This window comes from Streptomyces longhuiensis (assembly GCF_020616555.1).
Taxonomy (GTDB): domain Bacteria; phylum Actinomycetota; class Actinomycetes; order Streptomycetales; family Streptomycetaceae; genus Streptomyces; species Streptomyces longhuiensis.
In genome coordinates this window covers 7,037,490-7,061,118 of record NZ_CP085173.1, presented here as the reverse complement: position 1 = coordinate 7,061,118, position 23,629 = coordinate 7,037,490, and the positions used below count along the sequence as shown (strand labels likewise).

Genomic DNA, 23,629 nt, shown 5'->3' with positions numbered 1-23,629 from the left:
ACAGCAAAAACCGATCACCTTACGTTTTTTGATCGGCTGAGTCTCCAGCCGTCGACATATCTCACCGGGCAGGCCGAATGACCCACCAGCACCACTCCCCCGCACCCGGCGCACCCACAGCGGGCGGCGAACTGTCACTCGCCCAGAAGGCATCGCTGACCAGCGGCGCGGGCGACTTCGTCACCCAGGCGGCAGGGGACGTCCCGGCCGTGTCGATGTCCGACGGGCCGCACGGGCTGCGGCTGCCCAAGGAGCAGGGCGACGGCGGCCAGGTCGACCTGCACAGCGCGGCGCCCGCCACCTGCTTCCCCCCGGCCGTCGCGCTCGGCAGCAGCTGGGATCCGCAGCTCGCGGGCCGGGTCGCCGCCGCCATCGCCGCCGAGGCACGGGCGCACGGCGTCCACGTCGTGCTCGGTCCCGGCATCAACATCAAGCGGTCACCGCTGTGCGGACGCAACTTCGAGTACTTCTCCGAAGACCCGCTCGTCACCGCCGAGGTGGGCGGCGCGATGGTGCGCGGGCTGCAGGAGGCGGGTGTGGGCGCCGCGCTGAAGCACTACGCGGCGAACAATCAGGAGACCGACCGCATGCGCGTCAGCGCCGACATCGACGAGCGGCCGCTCCGTGAGATCTACCTCCGCGCCTTCGAGCGCATCGTCCGCCGGGACCGCCCCTGGTCGGTGATGTCGGCCTACAACGCGGTCAACGGCGTACCCCTGAGCGAGAACCACCGCCTCCTGACCGACATCCTGCGCGCCGAGTGGGGCTTCGACGGTGTCGTGATGTCCGACTGGGGAGCGGTACGCGACCGTGTACCCGCGCTGCGCGCCGGGCTCGACCTGCAGATGCCGGGGACGGGCGGACGGACCGACGCCGAGGTCGTCGCGGCCGTCGAGAGCGGCGCGCTGGACGCCGGGGCGCTCGACCGGTCGGTCGCCCGGCTCGCGCTCTTCGCCCGTCGCGCCACCGCGGCCGACGGTGCCGGGGCCGGAGAGGTGTCGTACGAGGCACACCACGAGCTGGCCCGGACGGCCGCCGAGCGGTGCGTCGTCCTGCTCAAGAACGACGGCGAACTGCTGCCCCTGGCCCCGGACTCCGGGACCGTCGCCGTGATCGGCGAGCTGGCCCGCACCCCGCGCTTCCAGGGCGCCGGCAGTTCACAGGTCACCCCGACCCGGCTGGACGTACCGCTGGACTGCCTGAACGCGGCAGCGGACGGCGCGAGCGTCACGTTCGCGGCCGGCTACGCCCTGCCGGGCTCCGACGCGGACACGGACACGGCGGAGGATCTCGTCGAAGAGGCCGAACGGCTCGCCGCGGGCAGCGACACCGTGCTGCTTTTCCTCGGGCTGCCCGCGCAGGACGAGTCGGAGGGCTTCGACCGCGATCACATCGACCTGCCCGAAGCGCAGGTACGGCTCCTGGAACGCGTCGTCGCCGTCAACCCGCGGGTCGTCGTGGTCCTGTCCAACGGCGGTGTGGTCCGCACCGCTCCCTGGCACGACCGGGTGCCGGCGCTCGTCGAGGGCTGGCTCCTCGGCCAGGGCGGCGGCGCGGCGCTCGCCGGCGTCCTGTTCGGCTCGGTCAACCCGTCGGGCCGGCTCGCCGAGACGATCCCGCTGCGTCTGGAGGACTCCCCGTCACACCTGTCCTTCCCGGGCGAGGAGGGCCATGTCCGTTACGGGGAGGGCGTGTTCGTCGGCTACCGCGGTTACGACAGACGCCGCACCGAGGTCGCCTTCCCGTTCGGGCACGGACTGTCGTACACGACGTTCACGTACTCCGCCCTGACAGTGCTGCCGGCGGCCGACGGCGCACGTCTGGATGTGCGCGTACGGGTGGCCAACACCGGGCAGTGGGCCGGGCGCGAGGTCGTACAGATCTACAGTCGCGGACCGGCGGGCAGCCGAGTGGCCCGCCCGGAGCGCGAGTTGCGCGGGTTCGCGTCCCTGGAACTGGCGCCGGGCGAGGAGGGAGAGGTGTGCGTGAGCGTGGACCGGGCCGACCTCGCCCACTACAGCGAGCGCGAGGCGAAGTGGCGTGTGGCGGGCGGTGTCCACCACTTCGAGGCGGCGGCCTCGTCCCGGGACATCAGGCTCACCGTTCCGGTGACGCTCGACGGAGACCCGTCCGGAATTCTGCTGACAGGGCGCCACACCCTGGCGGAGTGGCTCGAACACCCCGTCGGCGGGCCGCTCCTCGCGGAGGCGTTCGCCCGCGGCCGCACGGACGAGAGCGTGGGCGCCATGGCCGATCCGGTGATGCGGCGCTTCCTCGCGGGGATTCCGCTCGACGTCATCGCCGACTTCCCGCAGAGCAGTGTCGGCCCCGAGGACGTGATCACGCTGTCGGCCAAGGTGGCGGCGGAGGCGGCCGGAGGGGAACCCCCGACCGACGACGAGTGAGGGTGCGGCGGTGACCGACGATGACGAGTGAGGGTGCCGCGGTGATCGAGGGCGAGGCCGCGGCCGGCTGGGAGCCGGTGCTCGACGCGTTCGCCGACGCCCAGGCGCGGGACCCCGGTTCGGCGCAGCTCGCGGTCTACCGGCACGGCCGTCTCGTCGTGGACGCCTGGACGGCCGCCGGACCTGCGGGCACCCGCCCTTACGGACCCGAGTCGGTGGGCGTGCTGATGTCGGTCACCAAGGGGTTGGCGGCCGTCTGCGTCCAGATGCTCACCCAGAACGGCGAGCTCGACGTGTCGGACCCGGTCGCCCGCTATTGGCCGGAGTACGCCCGCAACGGCAAGGCCGCGACGACGGTCGCCGACCTCCTCACCCACAGCGCGGGGCTGCCCGCTTTCACCCGCGACCCGGCCGATGCCGCCGCCCTCGACCTGCTCGACTGGGACGGGTGCGTGGCCCGGCTCGCGGACGCGCGGCCGATGTGGCGGCCCGGCAGCGCCGTCCACTACCACCCGCTCACCTACGGCCACTTGGTCGGTGAGGTGGTGCGCAGGGTCACCGGCACCAGCGTCGGGTCGTTCTTCGCGGCCGAGGTCGCCGGCCCTCTGGGGCTCGACCTGTGGATCGGACTGCCCCCGCACGAAGAGCACAGGTTCGTGCACCAGCACCGGCCCGGCGCGGCGCCCACGTCCGAGGAGATCACCGCGGCGCTGCACTCCGTCGGCCTCACACCGGACGACCGGCTCGCCCGCACGATCCTGGCGTCCATGGCCGAACTCGCCGCCGTCACCGACGCGTTCCGCTCCCGGCAGGGCCGCGCCGCCGAGATTCCCGCGGCGGGCGGCATCGGCAACGCCCGCGGCCTGGCACGGCTCTACGCGGCTCTCATCAGACACGTCGACGGTGTGCGGCTGCTGTCGCCGCTGACCGTGGAGCGGGCACGGGCACCCCGCACCGACCATCTGCCCGCGCCGACGCCGCTGCGCCGCCCCGCGCACACGCACCCGGCACGCTTCGGCCTCGGCTTCGAACTCCCGCGCCCCGGCCTGCCGATGCTCGGCGAGGGCTCCTTCGGCCACGCCGGGGCGGGCGGCCGCCTGGGCATGGCACATCCGGAGAGCGGGCTCGCCGTGGGCTACGCCTGCACGGAGATGACGTGGGACGCGTCCCAGGGCCCCGACCCGCGCTGGATTCCGTGGACCCGGGCCATCCACCGGGCCGCGGGGCCGGCCACCGGTTTGTGGTGAGCGACCGAGGCCACGCGGCACCGCGCAGGGGGCCGGGCACACCCATACACAGAGGGCAGGCCACTCGCCGGCACACAGAGGGCGGAGAACGCACCACCACGCAGAGCCCCGGCCACGCGTCGACGCACCGAGGGCTGGAGGCGGACACCGCCTCCAGCCCTCTTCACCTCTCTCGCGGCAGAAGCGTCACTCCTCATCCGGTTTCGCCGCCAGCAGGCTCATCACGTCCTCGATGGGCTGCTCCATGTCGGTGGACCGGTCGATCAGCCACTGCAGCTGGATTCCGTCGGCCAGCGCGATGAACAGGACCGCGAGCCGCTCCGGCGGGATGTCCGAACGCAGCGTGCCCTCGTCCATCCGCCTGCGCAAATAGTCCGCCGTGCGCTCGCGCACCGTCGGATAGCGCTCGGCGAAGTGCGCGTGCGCCGGGTGACTCGGATCGCTCGCGGCCGCCGCCATGGACACGAACAGTTCGACGAGTCCGGGCGTGCTCGTACTCTCCCGGATGAGTTCGCGATAGCTCTCCGGGTCGGTCCGCTCCGCGTGCCGGATCCTGGCCGTCTCGTCACGCATCCGCAGGACCTGCGTCAGCAGATCCTCCTTCGAGTCGAAGTAGTGCATGAGACCCGGAAGGCTCAGATTGCACTTGGCCGCCACCTTGCGCAGCGAGGTACCGCGGTACCCCTCACTCGCGAAGATCTCCAACGCCGCGCGGAGGATCTCGGCGCGCTTCGCCTCGCCCTTCTCGTACGGGCCCCGTTTCGCCATGTCAGCCAGCCTAGCGTGCGCTGAGAGCGCCGGCCGGGGCGTGCGGGATCCGGCCCGAGCGGGCGAGCGCGCCGAGTCGGCGGGCCGACTCCTTGGGGGTGCGGGCGAAGGTGTCCGGGTCGACGGCGATCAGCCCGAACGTCGGCTGGTAGGTGCCCCATTCGTAGTTGTCCAGGGCGCTCCAGTGGAGGTAGCCGCGTACGTCGATGCCGTCGGCCATGGCCGACGCGAGGCTCTCCAGGGCGCGGGTGGTGTAGTCGATGCGGCGTTCGTCGTCGCCCGTCGCGATGCCGTTCTCCGTGACCATGACGGGTACACCGGGGCCGACCACGTCGACGGTGTGCCGTACCGCCTCGCCCAGCGCCTCGGGGTAGTACTCCCAGCCGGTCAGCGTGGTCTCGGCGCCCTCGGGAACGGGCAGCGGCCCGTCCGCGCCGATGAGGTGGCGTGTGTAGGCCTGTACGCCGATCCAGTCGTCGTCACGCGCGGCCTCGAGGAACACGTCCTCACGCGGAAACGCGTACGCCGCCGCCACGTCCTCGGCGCCAAGTTCGGCCTGGTACACCTGGTTGGCGACGGTCCAGCCGACCTGGAGCCCCAGTCCGGCGTCCCGCAGGACCTCGGTCGCGGCGTGATGGGCGCGGATGAGGGCCTCGGTGACGTCCGCGGCCGGCTCGACGGAAGCGAAGCCCGCGGCGGCGCCCGTGTGGCCCGCGCCCTTCTCGTTGGCGCGGCTCTCGGTGGTACGGCTCTCGGTTGCACGGCGGTACAGGGCGGACATCAGGGCCACCATGTTGGGCTCGTTGATCGTGGCCACGTACGTCACTCCGGCCCGCAGGACCTCGAGCACCGTCCGGGTGTACCGCGCGAACACCTCGGCGGAGTCCGGCGCCGCCCAGCCTCCCCGCGCGTGGAACCACTGGGGGCAGGTGAAGTGATGCAGGGTCACGACGGGCGTGAGACCGCGCTCGATCGCCCCGCGGACCATGTCCCGGTAGTGCGCGAGGGCGGCGCGCGAGACACGTCCCTGCACCGGCTCGACACGCGCCCACTCGATACTGAACCGGTAGGAGTTGAATCCGAGTTCACGCAGGAGATCCATGTCCTCGGGCCAGCGGTGAAAACTGTCGGCGGCGTCCCCGCTCGGCTCGCTCACGAAGGTGTCGGGCCGGTTCTCGAAGGCCCACCAGTCGCTTCCCGTGTTGTTGCCCTCGACCTGGTGGGCGGAGGTGGCCGCACCCATCAGGAAGCCATCCGGGAGGACGAGTTCGGACTGCGCTGACGACGTCATACGGCCACCCCTGAAAAGCGTTCGTTGATCGGTTTTCGTGTTAGCGTACAGGTGGGGCCGGTCGGAGAGGAAGTGGCGCCGGGACGAACGCGCGGCCCGGCCGGTCCGCCAGCCCGGGGGCGCCGCAACGCCGTACCTGACGAACCGGCGGCCGGACCCCCGGGCCTTCGGACCTGCCGGTGGAGGACTTCATGAACGCCGTCATCCCCAGCCCGACCGGACAAGCCGCCCAGGGCGGCGCCGGATCCCTCGCGGCCGCAGGCCCCTGGCGCGTCCGGGCCGACCGCTCCTTGGGCGAGGTCGCCGACACCGTACGGTCCCTGCTGGCACCGCACCTCGGCGCGCGGCTGCTGCCCGACGGCGACCCGCGGGAACACAGCAGCGAGATCGTCCTGACCCTCGACACGACCGGCGTCCCGCTCGCCAGGACCGTCGGAGTCGCACCGTCCGGCACGGCGGAACCTGCCGACGAGGCCTACGCCCTCACCATCGGGGCCGACGGGATCACCTGCCGGGCGCGCACGCCCGAAGGCGTCTTCCGCGCGGCGACGAGCGCCGCCCAACTGCTCCTGACGACACCGCCCGACGGCGCGATCGAGGCCCTGCAACTGCGGGACGCGCCCCACTACGCGTGGCGCGGCCTCATGATCGACCCGGCGCGCAGCTTCGTCACGCCCGACGAGGTGCGCCGGGTCATCGACCTCGCCGCCCTCTACAAGCTGAACGTGCTACATCTGCACCTCACCGACAACGAGGGCTGGCGCCTCGCGGTGCCGTCGCTCCCCGCGCTGACGGCCGGTGCGGACGCGTCCGGTCCGGACGTGTCCGATCCAGATGCGTCCGATTCGGATGTGTCCGCACCGGGTGTGTCCGATCCGGATGCCTCCACGGCACCGGCCTTCTACTCGGCCGACGAGTACCGTGCCCTCCAGGCGTACGCGGCGCGGCGCTTCGTCACGATCGTTCCGGAGATCGACCTCCCGGGTCACTGCGCGACACTGCGGGCAGCACTGCCGGACCTCCCGCCCGCTCCCGCCCCCGAAGGGCTGGCGGACCGCTTCCCCTTCGTCCCCCCACTCGACCTCGCCGACGCGGCCACGCACTCCGCGGTCTCCGCCGTTCTCGCCGAGGTGTGCGCCCTCACGGACGGCCCGTTCGTGCACATCGGGTGCGACGAAGCCGTAGGCATCACGGCCGACGCCTTCAAGGTCGCTGTGCGCGAACTACGCGGCATCACAAGGAAGTTCGGGAAGCGTCCGGTGGCGTGGCAGGAGTCGTCGCGGGCCGGCTCCGGGCCCGAGGACATCGCGCAGTTCTGGGTCGACGTGCCGATGATGGATCTCCCGGCCTCCGCCGAGGAATTCGCCGCCCGGCCCGAACTGGCCGCGTCCGGTATGACGATGGAGATCGCCTCGGCGCTCAGGACCTTCTTCGCCCCGTCCGACCACGACGTCGAGCGCGTCCTCGCGGGCGGCGGCCGGCTGCTGCTCTCCCCGCAGTCCCACCTGTACCTCGACCGGCGCTACTCGGCCGAGGTGACGCCTCCCGGCCAGACGGAGGCGGCGGCCCGCCTCGGCTTCCCCCACTACCTCCCGCGCGATGTCCGGCACACGGCCTCCTGGGACCCGGCCTCGCACGGCATCCCCGACGAGTCCGTCGCGGGCGTCGAGGCGACCCTGTTCGGCGAGACCCTGCGGGGCATCGACGACCTCACGACGCTGCTCCTGCCGCGGCTCGGCTCGGTCGCCGAGACGGCCTGGTCGGGCCGGCCTCCCCTGTGGGCCGAGTACCGCGGGCGCATCGCGCGCCACGCGCCGTTCTGGCGCGAGCGCGGGCTCGTCCACTTCGCCGCCGAGGACGTTCCCTGGGCGTGATCGCACAGAAGAAGGGGGCGCCTCCACCGCGGTCCACGGTGGAGGCGCCCCCTTCTAGGTCGCTCGGTTCAGGACGTGGCGGGCGTGTAGTCGTAGATCGACGGCACGGCCATCCCGGACTGCGGCACGACCTTCACGTCCTTGCTCGACACGATCAGGAAGCTCGTCCGGTAGAAGGGGGCGAACCAGCCCTCCTCGACCAGGTGCTTGTTGAGCGCGCGCGAGGCGTCGTCACCGGCCTTGGTGCCACTGCCCGCCTGGACCTGCGGAAGCAGCTTCTTCACGGTCGGGTCGCTGGTGGCGAAGGGGTTGAACGCCCCCGGCACCACGAGGTCGTTCATCGTCACCCAGTCGATGGGGGACTGACCGATGTTCATGACCATGCCGGAGTAGGCCCGCTCCCGGAAGATCTTCTGCAGGGCGGTGGCGGCGTCGAGCTGGTCCCACTCGACCTTGACGCCCACGGCCTTGAAGTCGGCCTCTATCGACGACGCCAGCGCGTCGTTGACGATGGCGGAGATCCGCGGCAGCTTCAGCGTGAAGCCCTTCGCGTAACCGGCCTGCGCGAGCAGCTTCCTGGCCTTGGCCGGGTCGTGGTCGTAGTACGTGTCCAGGCTCTTGTCGTACGCCTTCGTCTCGGCACCGAAGACCTGGTCCGTGGTCTCGCCACGGCCGCCGCGGATCTTCTCGAGCATCGTCTTGCGGTCCAGGGCGTAGTTGAGCGCCTGCCGCACCCGCACATCCTTGAGCTGCGGTGTCAGCACGCCGCCACGGTCGAAGAGCAGCAGCCCCTGGAAGTCGAAGCTGGACTTGATCTTGGTGAGGTCGGTGTCGGGCTCGACGGACGTCTGCTGGTTGGCGTCCTGGAGGACGGCACTGTCGAGCTGACCCGTCTTGAGGCCGTTGACGACGGCCGTCTCGTTGTCGAAGACGCTGATCGTCAGGGTCTTGTAAGGGAGTTCGTCGCCCCAGTAGTCCTTCTTGCGGTCGAAGACGTACTTGGAGCCGATCGCCGTTCTGCCCTTGTCGAGGATGTAGGGGCCGGTCCCGACCGGCTTCGTCTTGAGGGAGCCGTCGGCCAGCTTCTTCGGGCTCGCCATCAGACCGGGCCCGTCGCTCAGATAGAAGAGCATCCCCGGCTCGGGGCTCGCCAGCTCCAGCATGAGGTGCGTCGCGTCGGTCACCTTGACGTTCTTGAGCGTGGCGAGGTACTTCGCCCCGCCGCCTCCGCCGCCCTTGAAGTGCTCCAGGTTGGCCTTGACCGCCTGCGCGTCGAAGGCGGTCCCGTCACTGAACTTCACCCCTTCCCGCAGGGTGAGGGAGAGCTTGGTCCGGCTCTTGTCGTACGACCACTTGGTGGCGAGCATCGGCTTGTACGAGCCGTCGGGCGCCCGCTTGATCAGGGTGTCGTAGACCGCCTGGAAGTACGGCAGGGCGCCGCCGAGCGCGGTGGCCGGGTCCAGGCTCTGGGCGTTCGTGAGGGTGGCGATGTCGAGTTCCGCCGTGCCGGCGGTGGCGGAACCACCGTCCGCGCCACAGCCCGTGAGTACCAGGGACAGAGCCGTGGCACCAGCCGTCAATGCCCCTATGCGGGCGGAAATCCTCATGCTGTTCTCTCCGTCTGGAGGGCCGGGCGGCAGACGTCTCCCGGCAAGGTGTCATGCGGCAGCCGGACGGCACGCTCCGCCGGCAGGCTCTTCAACGCTCGAAAACCATATTGTGATCGGTTTCTGGGCGTCAATGCGCCAACCGAAGAACGTCAATGCGCCAAGCGGCGAACCCGCGACCGTCGACGCACACCCCCTTGCGCCCAAAAACCGCTCACCGTATGGTTTTGACGGTCGGATGACGCGAAGGAGCGCGACCCATGTCCCGCAAGCGGCCGAGTTCTGTCTTCTTCATCCCGGACCAGCTGCGCGTTCATCCCGGACCAGCTGCGTGCCGACGCGCGCGGGGCCTTCGGCAACAAGCACGTCGGCACGCCCCACCTGGACGCGCCGGCCGCGCGCGGCACCCGCTGCGACAACGCCTTCGTGCAGCACCTCGTCTGCTCGCCGAGCCGCGCGTCGTTCCTCACCGGCCGGCCCGCACACGTACCGGCCAGATTGATCTGCAGCACCTGGTTGAAGTCGGCACCAACGGTCACCGCGCTGCTCTCACCCACCTGCTCAAGCCCTGGGAGCCGAACCTCCTGCGCAGCCTCAAGGAGGGCGGCTACCACGTCACTTGGCCCGGCATGCGCGGTGACACGTTCGCGCCGGGCGCCACGGAGCTGAGCGTGGACGAGTACGGATTCGGGGTGTCACCGACCACCTTCGGCTCGGGCGGCGGCGGTCTCGACGCCTGGCCCGGCGGCGAGAGCCGGGCACGCCTGTACCACCGCGGGCGCAGGCCCGAGGACAGCGAGCGGTCACGTCGACGAGGACCCCCACTACCCCAGCGTCGACCTCCCGGTCCCGGCGGGCCACCCGGGCCCCGACGGCGAGGTGGAGACCTCCTCGCAACAGCTCACGCGGGCGTTCGTGCGATGGCAGGAGTCGAGGCGCTGACCGGGCCCCGGGCAACGCCTCGACTCCTGCAGGTTTCCCTCCGCGTCACTCACACGCGTGAGGTGCGCCCTAGAACCAGTCGGACTCGTCCTTCCGGACCACACACAGCGCCCAGATGACGAAGCCCGAGATCGCGATCAGCACGACCGACCAAACCGGGTAGTACGGCAGGGAGAGGAAGTTGGCGATGATGACGAGTCCGGCGATGACCACCCCGCCGACGCGTGCCCACGTCGCGGTCCGGATCAGCCCGAAGCTGATGATCACCGCGAGTACGCCCAGGATGAGGTGGACCCAGCCCCAGCTGGTCAGGTCGAACTGGAAGACGTAGTTGCGGGTGGTGACGAAGATGTCGTCCTTGGCGATCCCCATGATGCCCCGGCAGATGCCGAGCACACCGACGAGCATGAGCATGATGCCGGCGAAGATCGTCAGGCCGCCTGCCCACGCCTGCTTCGTCGTGTCGGCCGGCTGCGAGTGTGTCGCGGTCATGGTGGTGCCTCGTTTCGTGTTCGTCCGGCACGCGCTCAGCGTGCGGAGCTGGAGGAGCCCGAGGAGCCGGAGGCGGTGTCGGTACCAGGGCCTTCGGCCGGACCGTGCCCGGCGAGCACCATTTGCTTCGCCTTGCTGAACTCCTCGTCCGTGATGTCGCCGCGGGCGCGGATCTCGGACAGCCTGGCCAGCTCGTCGACGCTGCTGGGCCGGTCCGTACCGCTCGCGGTCTTCCTGATGTAGCTGTCGAAGGCCTTCTGCTGCTCACGGGCCTGCGCGATCTCCCGGCGGCCCATATTCTTGCCACGGGCGATCATGTAGACGAAGACGCCGAGGAAGGGCAGGAAGATGGTGAACACCAGCCAGCCGGCCTTCCCCCAGCCGCTCATGTCGTCGTCGCGGAAGATGTCGCCGATGATGCGGAAGAGCAGGACGAACCACATGATCCAGAGGAAGAACCAGAGCATGCTCCAGAAGACGCTCATCAGGGGATAGTCGTACGCCAGGTACGTCTGCGCGTTCATGTCTCTTCTCCGTCCCGGGCGCTCGCCCAGCCGCCTTTGCCTGCCGTCTTCAGCGTGGGCCGACGGGGGCCGGCCGGCCTCACCCGACGGGGGTGAGCTCGGTGGGTGGGTGTCAGTCCGCCGGAGCCTGGTCGGGCGAGCCCGTGACGCCCGCTTTCCGGAGCGCGGACCGCCAGGCGAACGCGACCGCCGCCTCGGCCAGACCGAGCAGGACGAGCCACAGGCCGAGCAGCCGGGTCAGGGCCTGTGCCGACTCGGCGGGCAGGGCCAGTACGACGATCCCCGCGACGATGCCGAGCACCGCGACGCCCAGGAGCACACCGCGGTACGGCAGGTCCTTGGCGGCGATGGCGGTGTAGAGGGTGAGGACGCCGGACACGAGCCAGACGATGCCGACGATCAGGGAGAGCGCGGTGATGGTCTGCAGCGGGTTCCGCAGGCACAGCACCCCGGCCAGGAGGAACAGCACGGCCAGGAGCAGCCCCGACAGCCGCTCGCCGTGCCCCTCCCGCGCGAAGACGGCCACGAACCGGAACACCCCCATGACCAGCAGGTACAGGCCGATGAGGACCGCCAGGACGTGCAGTGTCTCCGCCGGCCAGACCAGGATCAGGATGCCGGGCACGAGTGTGACGACCGCCGAGCCCAGGATCCAGGTCCATGAGCGGCCCAGTCGCGCCAGTGCGTCGGCGGGATCGTCGGCCGGCCGGGGGGCCGCCCCGCCGGCGGGGGGTTCCGGTCCGGTCTGCGGCGCCGGACCACGCGGCATGGTCATGACTCCTCCTCGCCTGATCGAGCGGGTCGTTCCCGTACCGCCGAAGGGACCGGCGGTGCGCGGGGACCTGACCGTTTCAGCGTCCCGCGCGCCGGAGCCCGCCGGGTCACCCACGGCGGGTGATCCCTCGGCGCCGCCCGGGCGATGAGGTGAATCCGAAGGCGTTCGCACGCCCCGTGGCTGGACGTGCGGCGGACGGGAACGAAGAGCGACGAACGAGCGGTCCCACAGTCGCGCTGACCGGTGCGGACCGACCCGGGTCCTGCGCCGACCGGAACGAGCGGGACTTCGAGGCGCTGGGAGCGGCCTGCCGTGCCGGCGGATCAAGGCGGAGCGCCTCTGATCAGTCGGCCCGGCCCTCCGGCAACTGCCGCATCTCCAGCACCCGTAGTCCCAGTGACTGGAGCCGGGCGAGCAGCCCGTACAGGTGCGCATCGTCCACGACGGGGCCGAACAGAACCGTCTGGCCGGCCATCATCACGTGGCCCAGCTCCGGGAAGGCCTTGGTCAGCGTTTCCGACATGTGTCCCTCGACGCGGATCTCGTAACGCATGGGCTTTTCTCCCGCGAGCAGCGTGGGGCAGGTGGGCGACACCCTTCCCTGCGAGGGTCCGCCTCTGCGCCCGGCCGGGCCTCACCCGGTACAGGTGACCCGCTTTGCCGGGCGTACGACGATCCGGCTCGGCAGCCGAGTCAGTACCCGGCTCAGTGCTTCAGGACGATCTTGAAGGTGATGATCAGCAGGCCGAGCACCAGGTTGACCAAGGCGGTGCCGGCCATCAGGCGCCGGGGGGCACCGACCCGGCGTGCCGCGGCCACCGACCAGCCCACCTGCCCGGCCACGGCGACCGACAGCGCCAGCCAGACCGCGCCCTTCACGTCCAGCCCGAGGAGAGGGCTGAGGGCCACCGCGGCGGCGGGCGGGACGGCCGCGTTGACGATCGGCCACTCGTCGCGGCACACCCGCAGCACGGTCCCGCGGTCCAGTGCCGTCCGCCGCGCCAGCCGCGCTCCGAACAGCTGCGCGTGCACGTGCGCGATCCAGAACACCACCCCGGTGAGCAACAGCAGCAGCACCAGCTCCGCGCGGGGGAAGGAGCCCAGCGAGCCGGCGCCGACGACCACGGAGGCCGCGAGCAGGGATCCGTAGACGCCGCCGGTGTAGTCGGCATGTGCTCGGCGCCCGGCTCTGTCCGCTCGGCCCGTGACGGGTCCGGGTCCGGTGGTTCGGGACACTTGTGCCTCCTCGGGCTCGGCTCGGGCCATGACCGGCGCGTACAGCGCGATGACGGCCTGGATCGTGGTGACCTCGGTGTCGAAGTCCTCGACCGGCCGGCTGATGGAGACGTTCATGACGCAGGTGTCCGGGACCATCAGGAACCGGCCGGTCCCCACGACGATCGGAGCGCACCGGTCGCTCAAGGTGTCCACCTCGCCGAGTCTGCCCGGAGCCCACCGATTCCGCCGGGCGGCAGCCGGCGGGTGCGCGGTCGCCCTTCCCATCGCAGCCGAGGTGCTCGCACCGCGCCTCACCCGCCATGGGGGGAGGGACCGCGTGCGTGGCAGGGCCGGCGTGTTCGGTCCCGGCCGCCGTGAGCCCGTTCACACCAGTCCGAGTTCGCGCGCGCGGCGCACCGCTTCGTTGCGCCGGTTCACCCCCAGCTTCCGGTAGACGCTCTTGAGGTGGGTCTTCACCGTGTTCACCGACACGTAGAGGTCGGCGGCGATCTCCTCGGTCGACATCATCCGGGCCAGCCGCTCCAGCACGTCCCGCTCGCGTCCGCTCAGCTCCTCCGCGACGAGCGCGGCGGGCCGCGCGTCGACCGTGGCCGGGTCGCCAGGACGGGACGGAGCGGGCGTCAGCCAGTCCGCGGCCAGCTCCTGGAGCGGCGCGGTGGACAGCAGCGGCCGGATCCACGGCCGCGCGTCGAGGAAGGGCCTGCGAAGCCGCTCGCGCCGTGCGCCGAGGAGCGCCTGCTCGACGAGCCTGCGTGCGGTGGCCTCGTCTCCCGCCCCCAGAGCGGCCTGAGCCCTGACCAGCGCTGCCCGAACGGTCACCGCCGGCCCGATCCGGCCCGCCGTGTCGATGCTGTCGAGCAGACCGACGGCCTCTTCCGGGCGGCCCGCGGCGAGCAGCATCCGCGCGGCTTCCACAGCGCAGGCCGGCTGGTCGCCGGAGACGTCCTGGAGCACCTCGGCGGCCATCCGATGCCGTCCCTCGGCCAGGTGCGCGGCCGAGGCGACCAGCGCCTCCTGGCCCGCCGCCCAGGGCGAGGCCGCCACGGTGCGGACGCCTGGGTCCGCCGCCTCGACGGCGGCCCGAGCATGGCCCTGGACCAACAGGAGACGCGCCGCGGTGACGGCCCGGACCGCGGCGATCACCGGATCGTGCGTCGCGGAGGGGAGCTGGGCCGTCTCGTCGAGCAGGGACTGCGCCTGGCTCAGCTCGTCGCGGTCCACGGCCACGGCGGCCAGCACCAGCAACCCGATGCCCGTGCCCGCGCCGGAGACGCCCGGCTCGGCCACACGGAACCTCTCCGCCTCGGACGCACCCGCGAGAGCCTTCCGCTCCGCCCTGTCGATCCAGCCGTTCAGGTAGTCGATCAGCGCCAGGTGCCCCAGCGACGCCTCACGGGGCAGCACGGTGGACGGTCCGCCATGGGTGCCCGCCACGGTGGTCAGGACGGCACGCGCGTCCTCGAAGCGCCCGGCCCACAGGCGGGTGGAGCCGAGATGGGTCATGAGGAGCGCGTGGAGTTCGGGATGCCTGTCCAGGAGGTGCTCCGGAACCTCCCGCCGGAGTCGGGCGGCCGCCTGAGCGGCCTCCTCGGCCTGCTCCGGAGAACCGGTCAGCCGGGCGGCCAGCGCCTCCAGCACCGCACAGCTCAGCTGCGCGGCCGCCCCGGCGTGCGGGTCGGCACCAAGGTGCTCCTCGGCGCGGCGCAGATGGGACAGAGCGCGCTCGACGTCGCATCGGGACAGGTCGCGGGCCGCCCGGACGAGCTCCGGCCCGGGGCCGGTGGCCTCGGGGTCCATCCCGGAGAACAACTGGTCGAGGTCGCCCGATCGCAGGCCGGTGAAGAGCTGCCCGATCGCCAGGTCGTCGACGAGGGCGCCGGCGGTGAAACCCCAGTCGCCCGAGGCGGCGCCGTGAGCGAGTGTCTCCGGCAGGGATCCGGAACGGCGCAGCCACAGCGCGGCACGTCGGTGGAGCTCGGGCTCCAGCCCGGGCAGGCGGACCCGCAGGTGGGCCCGGAGTATCTCCCCGAACAGCGGGTGGAGCCGGTACCACGAGTGCCCGAGGTCCTCGACGAACGCGTTCGCGCGGTGCAGCTCGACGAGCAAGGGCTCGGCGTCGGTCCGCCCGGTCAGCGCGTTCGCCAGAGCGGGACTGAAACGCTGGAGGACGCTGACGCGCAGCAGGAGATCCTGTGTCTCCTCCGGCTGCCGCTTGAGCACCTCGGCCAGCAGGAAGTCCGCGACCGCGCTCCGGTCCGCCTCGAACTCCTTCAGATAGAGCTCCGGGGCCGTACTCTCCCGCGCGGCCAGGGCGCACAGGCACAGGCCGGCGGCCCAGCCCCGGGTGCGGTCCACCAGGCCGCGCGCGGCGTCGACCGGCAGGCACAGACCGTGCAGTTCGAGCAGCGAGACGGCCTCCTCGGGGGTGAAGGCCAGCTCGGCGCCGCGCAGCTCCGTCAGCTCGCCGGCCGCCCGGTAACGGTGCAACGGCAGCAGGGGTTCGGTGCGGGTGACGAGGACCAGGCGCATGCCCTGCCCGGCATGGTGCAGGACGAACTCCAGCTGCTCCGCGACCTCGGGGGTGGTCACGCGGTCGAACTCGTCGATCACGACGGTCACCGGCTGCTCACGTGCGTCCAGATCGGCGGCGAGCGCGGCCAGCAGCTTGCGGTCCACCCGGGCCGCCTCCGTCGGGACCCCGACCGCGCCGGACACCGGCGCACCGCACGCGCGCAGAGCCTCCAGCACGTACGCCCAGAACACGCCGGGCTGCCGGTCCTCGTCCTCGGCGGTGAGCCAGGCGACCGGCTGTGGCAGGCCGGCGGCCCAGTCGGCGGCCAGCAGGGTCTTGCCCGCGCCCGCCGCTCCGTTGATCAGGGTCAGCCGCGTCCGGAGAGCCTCGTCGAGGTGCCGGTCGAGCCGCTGCCGCCGCAGGTAGACGGCGGGGCGCGTGGGCAAGGCGATCCGCGTGCGAAGAAACGAGTCCCCCAGAGGATCCACACCCGGACCACCGGGGCCACGCGGCTCACCCGGACCGGCCGGACCAGCAGCATCCTCGTGGATCTCCGCCACAGCGCTCACCACCGCTGCCCTGTCAGGGGTCGATGCATGGGCCACGTGGGCCCTCTCACCCACAGGATCCCAGCGTTTCCGGCCGTGCGCGCGGGGACGGAGTCGCCATGGGTCAGGAGGCGATCTCGACTCGTGGGCCTGAGAATCGGGTGAGGGACCGATCCCCTACACGCGGCCGGCCACCGGATCCGCCGCCACCCGGCCCGCCGGAGCAAGTCCGCGCGGTACGGGGCACGGTGGCACGGCCGAGACGCGCACCGCCCGGGATCGCCGAGTCCGTCGCACGGCCCGGGATCGCCGAGTCCGTCGTCGAGGCCACGGTGGCGGTCCGCGTACGACTCGTTCCGCCACAGCCCGGCGTCAGGACCTACGTTCCGAGCCTGGTCGGACGCCGGGCCCGGAGGGTGCTCGGGGCGGCCGCCGCCGTCACCACCCGGCGCCGAAAGGACAGGCCGTGACCGACGAGCAGGGCCGGTACGGCCGACACGGCAGTCGCGCGGTGCTGTCCCGGCTCCGGGCGGTTCCCGGGATCGGCGCCGTGTCGTCGTACCACCGCGCGTGGCTGGTCAAGGACCTGATCGCGGGGATCGTCCTGACGACGCTGCTGGTGCCACAGGGCATGGCGTACGCCGAGTTGGCGGGTCTGCCGGCCATCACCGGCCTGTACACGACCGTCCTCTGCCTGCTCGGCTACGCCGTGTGCGGGCCTTCCCGCATTCTGGTGCTGGGCCCGGATTCCTCGCTGGGGCCGATGATCGCCGCCACCGTGCTGCCCCTCGTGGCGGCGGACGGGGATCCCGACCGGGCGGTCGCCCTGGCCTCGGTGCTCGCGCTGATGGTGGCGGCGATCATGATCCTGGCCTCGGTGGCGAAGCTCGGCTTCATCGCCGACCTGATCTCCAAACCGACGATGATCGGCTACATGAACGGCCTGGCCCTCACCATCCTGATCGGCCAGCTGCCCAAACTGCTCGGCTTCAAGGTCGACGCCGACAACCTGATCGGGGAGTGCGTCGGCCTCGTGCAGAAGGTCGCCGACGGGGCGACGGTGCCCGCTGCCGCTGCGGTCGGCATCGGCGGGATCCTGCTGATCCTGGTGCTGCAGCGGTGGCTGCCGAAGGTCCCCGCGGTGCTGGTGATGGTGGTCCTGGCGATCGCGGCGGCAGCACTGTTCGAGCTCGGCAACCATGGCGTCGACCTGGTCGGCGAACTGCCCGACGGCTTTCCGCCGTTCACCGTCCCCGACGTCCGGGTGTCCGACCTCGCGCCGCTGTTCGCGGGTGCGCTGGGCATCGCGCTGGTGTCCCTGGCCGACACGATCTCGAACGCGTCGGCGTTCGCGGCCCGTAGCGGTCAGGAGGTCCGCGGCAACCAGGAAATGGCCGCGATCGGTGCGGCGAACCTGGCCGCCGGCCTCTTCCAGGGCTTCCCGGTCAGCACGAGCGGATCCCGCACGGCGGTGGCGGAGCGGGCGGGCGCCAGGAGCCAGCTCACCGGAGTCGTCGGGGCCGCGCTCATCGTCCTCATGCTCGTCCTCGCGCCGGGCATGTTCCGCGATCTTCCCCAGCCCGCCCTGGCCGCCGTGGTCATCACCGCCTCGCTGTCCCTGGCCGACGTGCGAGGAACGGTACGGCTCTGGCAGCAACGCAGGACGGAGTGCCTGCTGGCGGTCGCCGCGTTCCTCGGGGTGGCCCTGCTCGGTGTCCTGGAGGGGATCGCCATCGCCGTGGCCCTGTCCGTCCTCAACGTCTTCCGGCGCGCCTGGTGGCCGTACAACACCGTGCTGGGACGGGTGGAGGGCCTGGAGGGTTACCACGACATCCGCTCCTACCCGCACGCCGAACAGCTGCCGGGCCTGGTGATCCTCCGGTTCGACGCCCCGCTCTTCTTCGCCAACGCCAGGGCCTTCCGTGACGAGGTCAGACGACTGGCACACACGGATCCGGGGCCGCGCTGGATCGTCATCGCGGCGGAGCCGATGACCGACGTGGACACCACCGCCGCTGACGTCCTGGAGGGTCTCGACAGGGAACTCAACGCCGAACACGTCCACCTCGTGTTCGCCGAACTCAAGGACCCCGTACGCCACAAGATCGAACGCTACGAACTCACCCGCACCATCGACCCGCGCCATTTCTTCCCCACCGTGGAGGCCGCCGTCGCCGCCTTCCGACGGACCACGGACGCGGACGGGACCGCGAATCCCCCGGGCGCCGAGGAGCAGTGAGCGCCGTCCTCACACCGGAAGCCGGTGGTGCCCCGGACGTCGTCGAGCCCGGCCTCGACGAGGTGAGCGTTCGGCGCCCGATGGACCGCCGCACCGTCAGATGCCCTGCCTGCTACGGGCGTTCGCCTGGGCGACCAGGGCGCGCGGCGACGCGTCCTGGGTCAGGAGCCGGAGGTGGCCCGGATCGTCGTCCCATTCACGCCCACCGACCGGCTGACGGATCCGGAGGTACGGCCCCCTCATGGCCCATGACCCGCCCGAACCGGTCCCGCACGGTGTCGTGGACGGCGTCCCCCACCTCCGGGAAACGAGGGTGGGGCCGCCGCACTCTCACGAGACCTCAGGTCAGGCGTCCTTCTTCACCGGCTCCAGAATCGCCACGCACTCCACGTGATGCGTCATCGGGAACAGGTCGAACGCGCGCAGCATGCGGACCTTGTAGCCGCCGTCACGGAAGTACGCCAGGTCGCGGGCCAGGGCGGCCGGGTCGCAGGCCACGTAGGCGATGCGGCGGGCGCCGAGCGACGCCAGGTGCTCCACCGTCTTCTTGCCCGCGCCCGCGCGCGGCGGGTCCAGGACGATCAGGTCGACCTCGGTGATGCCCGTGCGCGGGAGGACCGATTCGACCTTGCCCTGTTCGATGCGGACGCGGTCGAACGCGGCCAGGTTGTGGCGGGCGTCCTCGACCGCGCGCTTGCCGGACTCGATGCCGAGCACCGCGCCCTGGTCGCCGATGCGGTCCGCGATCGCGCCGGCGAAGAGGCCGACGCCGCAGTACAGGTCGAGTGCCATCTCGCCCTTGCGGGGCAGCAGGCCCTGCATGACGGCCTTGACCAGCGTGTCCGCCGCCTGCGGATGCACCTGCCAGAAGCCGCCGCTGCCGACGCGGTGCGTGCGGCCGTCGGCGCGCTCGCGGACGAACCCGCGGCCGTGGACCCGGTGGATGCCGCCGTCCTTCTCGTCGACGCGCAGCACGGAGACCGGCTTGTCGAGTTCGACCAGGGGCAGGCGCGCGCCGGGGCGCGGGGTCAGGATGACCTGGCGGTCCTGGGAGCCGGTCGCCGCGATCGCCTCGATGGACTCCATGCCCGTCCAGTCGCGCTTCTCGATGCCGAGCTCGGAGACGCCCGGCGCCGCGATCATGCAGTGCTCGACCGGCTCGACCTCGTGCGAGCGGTGGCGGCGCAGGCCGGCCTTCCCGGTGTCGGGGTCGACCGCGTACTGCACGCGCGTGCGCCACTGCGGGACCTCGCCCGACGGGAGCTTGTCGCCCTCGGCCGGCATGACCGTGCCGTCCCAGCCGGCCTCCTCGGGCGTGAGGCCCGCGAGGCGCTGGAGCTGCTCGGCGATGACCTCGCCCTTGAGGCGGCGCTGCGCGCCCGGCTTGGCGTGCTGCCAGTCGCAGCCGCCGCAGCGGCCGGGGCCGGCGTACGGGCAGGGCGCCTCGACGCGGTCCTTGGACGCCTCGATGACGGTGACCGCGTCGGCACGCAGGAAGCGGGCGCCTTCCTCGCCGTCCGTGACGCGGGCCACGACCTTCTCGCCGGGCAGCGCGTGCCGGACGAACAGGACCTGGCCCTCGTCCGTGCGGGCGATGCAGTGGCCACCGTGGGCGACGGGGCCGATCTCGACCTCGTACTCCTCCCCGACCAGCGACTTCTTCGGTTCTGCCTGCATGGCGGGGGACTCCACAACGTAAGAAAGCAAGGGACACGGCGAACGGCCGGACAACAGCCCACCAGTCTACGTGGGTGTTGTCCGGCCGCTCGCCACACGACAGCCGAGGGGGTCAGCCCTTGTTCGAGGGCTCCTTCGGGCGCTTCTCGACGGGGCCGCGGCGCACGGCACCCGGCGCGTTCCAGTCCTGGCGCCTGCGGGCCCGCTTCTTGGCGGCCTCGGAGGACTCCAGCTGGTAGGGCACCGAGGTGACCATGATGCCGGGGGTGAACAGGAGGCGGCCCTTGAGGCGCAGGGCGGACTGGTTGTGGAGCAGGTGCTCGTACCAGTGGCCGACCACGTACTCGGGGATGATCACGCTGACCGCGTCGCGGGGCGACTCGCGTCGCAGGCCCTTGACGTACTCGATGATCGGCCGGGTGATCTCGCGGTAGGGCGAGTCGAGGACCTTGAGCGGTACGTCGATGCCGCGCCGCTCCCACTCCTCGCGCAGGGCCTTCGTCTCGGCCGGGTCGACGTTCACGCTGAGCGCCTCGAGGGTGTCGCTGCGCATGAGCTTGGCGTAGGCGAGGGCGCGCAGCGTCGGGCGGTGGATCTTGGAGACGAGGACGATCGAGTGGACGCGGGACGGCCGGACGCTGTCGTCGGTCGGCGTCTCGGGGGCCTGGATCTCCTCGGCCACGCGGTCGTAGTGCTTACGGATCGCCGTCATCGTCGCGTAGAAGATGCACATGCCGAGGAGGGCGACCCAGGCGCCGTGGGTGAACTTCGTGACGAGGACCACGACGAGCACGAGGCCGGTGAAGAACGCGCCGAAGGTGTTGATGGCGCGCGAGCGGACCATGTGGCGGCGCTTGGCCTGGTCCTTCTCGGTGCGCAGATGGCGGTTCCAGTGCCGGACCATGCCGGTCTGGCTCAGCGTGAACGAGACGAACACGCCGACGATGTACAGCTGGATCAGGCGCGTCGAGTCGGCGCCGTAGATGACGACGAGGAGCGCCGCGGCGCCGGCGAGGAGCACGATGCCGTTCGAGAACGCGAGGCGGTCGCCGCGGGTGTGCAGCTGGCGCGGCAGGTAGCGGTCCTGGGCGAGGATCGAGCCGAGGAGCGGGAAGCCGTTGTACGCGGTGTTGGCCGCGAGGAAGAGGACCAGCGCGGTGGCCGCGGCCAGGATGATGAAGAGGAAGCTGCCCTTGCCGAAGACGGCCTCGGCGACCTGGGAGATCACCGGGTTCTGGACGTAGCTCTCGCCGACCGCGACGCCGTTGTGGATCAGGTCGGTCGCCGGGTTCTCGGCCATGCGGACGTTGGTCGACATGGCCAGGGCGATGATGCCGCAGAACATGGTGACGGCCAGCAGGCCCATCGCCGCGAGCGTGGTCGCCGCGTTCTTCGACTTCGGCTTGCGGAACGCCGGTACGCCGTTGCTGATCGCCTCGACACCGGTGAGCGCGGCACAGCCCGAGGAGAACGCGCGCAGCAGCAGGAAGACGAGGGCGAAGCCCGCGAGGCCCTGGTGTTCGGCCTTGATGTGGAAGTCGGCGGTGGGCGCCTCCATGGTGTCGCCGAGGACGAGCCCGCGGAACGCGCCCCACGCGATCATGATGAAGACACCGGCCACGAAGACGTAGGTCGGGATGGCGAAGAGCTTCCCGGACTCCTTCACGCCGCGCAGGTTCATCAGCGTGAGCAGGACGATGACCAGGACCGCGCACAGGACCTTGTGCTCGACGACGAACGGGATCGCCGAGCCGAGGTTCTCGATGCCGGAGGCGATCGACACGGCGACGGTCAGGACGTAGTCGACGAGGAGGGCGCTCGCCACGGTGAGGCCGGCCTTGGGGCCGAGGTTCGTGGTCGCGACCTCGTAGTCGCCGCCGCCGCTCGGGTACGCGTGGACGTTCTGACGGTAGGAGGCGACCACGGTGAACATCAGCACCACGACCGCGACGGCGATCCAGGGGCTGAAGTGGTACGCCGACACGCCCGCGATGGAGAGGACCAGCAGCACCTCTCCCGGCGCGTAGGCCACGGAGGACAGCGGGTCGGAGGCGAAAACGGGGAGGGCGATGCGCTTCGGCAGGAGCGTTTCTCCGAGCCGGTCGCTGCGCAGAGCGCGCCCGATCAAGATCCGTTTGGGCACGTCGGTCAGTTTGGACACGCAGAGGATCGTAAGCGTTCGAACGGGGGGCCGCCCACCCACCACCCCCCAAGTGCACCGGAACCTCACATCGGGCCTCACGCCGGGCGGTCCTGGCGAGGCGTTACTTCCTCAGTTGCCGCCCGCGCGGGCGACGACTTGCCCCGCCTTGCCCCAGTTCGAACGCAGCCGGGTCAGATAGTCGGCGGCCTGGCTGCCGGGCGTCGCGCCGCGTGCGAAGGCCCGCATGTTCCCCGCGCCCGTGTTGTAGCCGAGGGCCAGCAACTCGTCCCTGCCGTACGGGCCCGAGGGATGCGCGGGCAGTTGCCGCGCCAGGTCGTGGAGGTACCAGGCGGCCGCGCGCACGGCCAGGTCCCGGTCGTCGGGCAGTTCCTCCCACCGGCGCCCCGCGAAGGCCCGGCCCCGCTTGGTCTCGTCGAACGCGGCGCGGTGCATGTTGGCGATGCCGAACGCGGCGCCCGGCTTGTAGCGCTGCCAGGCGCGTTCCAGGGCGGGGTCGTGGGGTTTGTACGACTCGTTGTAGAGGATCGCCATGAGGAGCCGCGGGCTGACGCCGGCCTCGGCGGCGCGGGCGCGGACCTGCGGGGCATAGGCCGCCGGGTCGTACGTGCCCGAGGGGGTGGCGTGGGCGGAAGGGCCGCTGGGACTCGGCTTCGGCGTAGCAGTCGTGGGCGAGGGGTGGGCGGGCACATCCGGCTTCCTCGTGGACCCCGCTGCCCCCGTGGCGCCACCGGTGCCGTCTGTGTCCGTGTCCCCCGACCGCCCGCACGCCCAGGCCACCAGGAGGACGAGCAGCACCGCGCCCCAGAGCCAGGGCCTGCGCCTGGCCTGCCCGCCCCGCTCCGCCATCCCCGGCCTCCTCTGCGACCTTTCGTTCCCTAGGCCCCGGCCCCGCGGAGCCGGCGGGCCGGGTTCGGGTCGGCGCGCTCGGCGAGCCGGCCGACCAGCAGCCGCACCACGGCCACGATGTCCGGGTCGTCCACGAAGTAGACCTGGCGGCGCCCTTCGCGCCGGGACCGGACGAGCCCGGCGAGCTTCAGCTTGGTCAGGTGCTGGCTCACGGCGGGCAGCGCGCCACCGACGCGGTCGGCGAGGCCTGTGACGTCGCTCTCACCCTGCGCGAGGGCCCACACGATGTGCAGCCGGGCCGAGGAGGCGAGCAGTCCGAACGCGCCGGCCGCCTCCGCGATGACCTCGGCGGGCGGGTCGTCGAAGGCGGGCCGGTCATCGAAGTCGCGTACGCGCGTCACCACCGTCGTCGTCCTCTTCCACATCCGCTTCGGCTCACCGGGCCAAGGAGGACCCCAGTCTAGGTGGGCACTGTGACG

General features: G+C 71.6%; 19 protein-coding genes. 5 read left to right on the top strand and 14 right to left on the bottom strand.

The features are described from left to right. The first annotated feature begins 77 nt into the window (after positions 1-77). Together LGI35_RS32455 and LGI35_RS32450 are read left to right on the top strand one after the other, a co-directional pair. Entirely contained in the window at positions 78-2,405 is a 2,328-nt protein-coding gene (locus LGI35_RS32455) for a glycoside hydrolase family 3 C-terminal domain-containing protein (protein ID WP_227297843.1), read from the top strand. 20 nt (positions 2,406-2,425) lie between these two features. Next, positions 2,426-3,652, top strand: coding sequence for a serine hydrolase domain-containing protein (locus LGI35_RS32450; protein ID WP_227297842.1), 1,227 nt, complete (start codon positions 2,426-2,428; stop codon positions 3,650-3,652). Positions 3,653-3,838: 186 nt separating this feature from the next. On the opposite strand, the gene LGI35_RS32445 is transcribed toward LGI35_RS32450, so the two are convergent. Together LGI35_RS32445 and LGI35_RS32440 are read right to left on the bottom strand one after the other, a co-directional pair. Then, positions 3,839-4,420, bottom strand: coding sequence for a TetR/AcrR family transcriptional regulator (locus tag LGI35_RS32445; RefSeq protein ID WP_227297841.1), 582 nt, complete (start codon positions 4,418-4,420; stop codon positions 3,839-3,841). A 10-nt stretch (positions 4,421-4,430) separates the two neighbouring features. Continuing rightward, positions 4,431-5,711, bottom strand: coding sequence for a glycoside hydrolase family 1 protein (locus LGI35_RS32440; RefSeq protein WP_227297840.1), 1,281 nt, complete (start codon positions 5,709-5,711; stop codon positions 4,431-4,433). 191 nt (positions 5,712-5,902) lie between these two features. Between LGI35_RS32440 and LGI35_RS32435 the strand changes: the two genes are divergently transcribed. Then, on the top strand, positions 5,903-7,585 hold the full coding sequence (locus tag LGI35_RS32435; protein WP_227297839.1) for a family 20 glycosylhydrolase: 1,683 nt from the start codon (positions 5,903-5,905) through the stop codon (positions 7,583-7,585). Positions 7,586-7,653: 68 nt separating this feature from the next. Here the strand turns inward: LGI35_RS32435 and LGI35_RS32430 are convergent, their stop codons facing one another. Beyond that, a complete protein-coding gene (locus LGI35_RS32430; RefSeq protein ID WP_227297838.1) occupies positions 7,654-9,192 on the bottom strand; it encodes an ABC transporter substrate-binding protein in 1,539 nt (512 codons plus the stop codon). A gap of 282 nt (positions 9,193-9,474) precedes the next feature. On the opposite strand from LGI35_RS32430, the gene LGI35_RS46640 reads away from it, so the two are divergent. Then, positions 9,475-9,861, top strand: a complete 387-nt coding sequence (locus tag LGI35_RS46640; protein WP_361038474.1) for a sulfatase-like hydrolase/transferase — start codon at positions 9,475-9,477, stop codon at positions 9,859-9,861. 342 nt (positions 9,862-10,203) lie between these two features. Here LGI35_RS46640 and LGI35_RS32420 read toward each other — a convergent pair whose 3' ends face one another. The 6 genes from LGI35_RS32420 to LGI35_RS32390 all read right to left on the bottom strand — a co-directional run bounded on the left by LGI35_RS32420 (position 10,204) and on the right by LGI35_RS32390 (position 16,227). Beyond that, the gene (locus tag LGI35_RS32420; protein ID WP_227297837.1) at positions 10,204-10,626 is read right to left on the bottom strand and encodes a DUF7144 family membrane protein; all 423 of its coding nucleotides are present in this window, start codon (positions 10,624-10,626) and stop codon (positions 10,204-10,206) included. A 35-nt stretch (positions 10,627-10,661) separates the two neighbouring features. Further along, a complete protein-coding gene (locus LGI35_RS32415) occupies positions 10,662-11,150 on the bottom strand; it encodes an SHOCT domain-containing protein (protein WP_227297836.1) in 489 nt (162 codons plus the stop codon). A 112-nt stretch (positions 11,151-11,262) separates the two neighbouring features. Next, entirely contained in the window at positions 11,263-11,925 is a 663-nt protein-coding gene (locus LGI35_RS32410; RefSeq protein ID WP_227297835.1) for an HdeD family acid-resistance protein, read from the bottom strand. A 343-nt stretch (positions 11,926-12,268) separates the two neighbouring features. Then, entirely contained in the window at positions 12,269-12,478 is a 210-nt protein-coding gene (locus tag LGI35_RS32405; protein ID WP_227297834.1) for a hypothetical protein, read from the bottom strand. A 152-nt stretch (positions 12,479-12,630) separates the two neighbouring features. Continuing rightward, positions 12,631-13,191 (bottom strand): hypothetical protein, encoded by a 561-nt coding sequence (locus LGI35_RS32400; RefSeq protein ID WP_376221358.1) that lies wholly within the window; start codon positions 13,189-13,191, stop codon positions 12,631-12,633. A 336-nt stretch (positions 13,192-13,527) separates the two neighbouring features. Then, positions 13,528-16,227 carry a winged helix-turn-helix domain-containing protein gene (locus tag LGI35_RS32390; RefSeq protein WP_423835778.1) on the bottom strand — a complete coding sequence of 900 codons (2,700 nt, stop codon included), beginning with the start codon at positions 16,225-16,227 and terminating at the stop codon, positions 13,528-13,530. A 508-nt stretch (positions 16,228-16,735) separates the two neighbouring features. On the opposite strand from LGI35_RS32390, the gene LGI35_RS32385 reads away from it, so the two are divergent. Continuing rightward, entirely contained in the window at positions 16,736-18,463 is a 1,728-nt protein-coding gene (locus LGI35_RS32385) for a SulP family inorganic anion transporter (RefSeq protein WP_227300613.1), read from the top strand. A gap of 96 nt (positions 18,464-18,559) precedes the next feature. Here the strand turns inward: LGI35_RS32385 and LGI35_RS32380 are convergent, their stop codons facing one another. The 5 genes from LGI35_RS32380 to LGI35_RS32360 all read right to left on the bottom strand — a co-directional run bounded on the left by LGI35_RS32380 (position 18,560) and on the right by LGI35_RS32360 (position 23,551). After that, on the bottom strand, positions 18,560-18,706 hold the full coding sequence (locus tag LGI35_RS32380) for a hypothetical protein (protein ID WP_341483465.1): 147 nt from the start codon (positions 18,704-18,706) through the stop codon (positions 18,560-18,562). Between the two features lie 102 nt (positions 18,707-18,808). Then, on the bottom strand, positions 18,809-20,140 hold the full coding sequence (locus LGI35_RS32375; protein ID WP_227297832.1) for a class I SAM-dependent RNA methyltransferase: 1,332 nt from the start codon (positions 20,138-20,140) through the stop codon (positions 18,809-18,811). 112 nt (positions 20,141-20,252) lie between these two features. Beyond that, positions 20,253-22,301, bottom strand: a complete 2,049-nt coding sequence (locus tag LGI35_RS32370) for an APC family permease (protein WP_227297831.1) — start codon at positions 22,299-22,301, stop codon at positions 20,253-20,255. 111 nt (positions 22,302-22,412) lie between these two features. Continuing rightward, on the bottom strand, positions 22,413-23,150 hold the full coding sequence (locus tag LGI35_RS32365) for a transglycosylase SLT domain-containing protein (protein ID WP_227297830.1): 738 nt from the start codon (positions 23,148-23,150) through the stop codon (positions 22,413-22,415). 29 nt (positions 23,151-23,179) lie between these two features. After that, complete coding sequence (locus LGI35_RS32360; protein WP_227300612.1) at positions 23,180-23,551, bottom strand: ArsR/SmtB family transcription factor; 372 nt, start codon at positions 23,549-23,551, stop codon at positions 23,180-23,182. Positions 23,552-23,629 lie beyond the last annotated feature (78 nt).

Coding starts and splice junctions, on each gene's coding strand:
- LGI35_RS32365 (WP_227297830.1), bottom strand. CDS start 23,150: ATGGCGGAGCGGGGCGGGCAGGCCAGGCGCAGGCCCTGGCTCTGGGGC.
- LGI35_RS32380 (WP_341483465.1), bottom strand. CDS start 18,706: ATGAGGGGGCCGTACCTCCGGATCCGTCAGCCGGTCGGTGGGCGTGAA.
- LGI35_RS32435 (WP_227297839.1), top strand. CDS start 5,903: ATGAACGCCGTCATCCCCAGCCCGACCGGACAAGCCGCCCAGGGCGGC.
- LGI35_RS32445 (WP_227297841.1), bottom strand. CDS start 4,420: ATGGCGAAACGGGGCCCGTACGAGAAGGGCGAGGCGAAGCGCGCCGAG.
- LGI35_RS32450 (WP_227297842.1), top strand. CDS start 2,426: ATGACGAGTGAGGGTGCCGCGGTGATCGAGGGCGAGGCCGCGGCCGGC.
- LGI35_RS32420 (WP_227297837.1), bottom strand. CDS start 10,626: ATGACCGCGACACACTCGCAGCCGGCCGACACGACGAAGCAGGCGTGG.
- LGI35_RS32455 (WP_227297843.1), top strand. CDS start 78: ATGACCCACCAGCACCACTCCCCCGCACCCGGCGCACCCACAGCGGGC.
- LGI35_RS32410 (WP_227297835.1), bottom strand. CDS start 11,925: ATGACCATGCCGCGTGGTCCGGCGCCGCAGACCGGACCGGAACCCCCC.
- LGI35_RS32375 (WP_227297832.1), bottom strand. CDS start 20,140: ATGCAGGCAGAACCGAAGAAGTCGCTGGTCGGGGAGGAGTACGAGGTC.
- LGI35_RS32400 (WP_376221358.1), bottom strand. CDS start 13,191: ATGGCCCGAGCCGAGCCCGAGGAGGCACAAGTGTCCCGAACCACCGGA.
- LGI35_RS32405 (WP_227297834.1), bottom strand. CDS start 12,478: ATGCGTTACGAGATCCGCGTCGAGGGACACATGTCGGAAACGCTGACC.
- LGI35_RS32440 (WP_227297840.1), bottom strand. CDS start 5,711: ATGACGTCGTCAGCGCAGTCCGAACTCGTCCTCCCGGATGGCTTCCTG.
- LGI35_RS32415 (WP_227297836.1), bottom strand. CDS start 11,150: ATGAACGCGCAGACGTACCTGGCGTACGACTATCCCCTGATGAGCGTC.
- LGI35_RS32430 (WP_227297838.1), bottom strand. CDS start 9,192: ATGAGGATTTCCGCCCGCATAGGGGCATTGACGGCTGGTGCCACGGCT.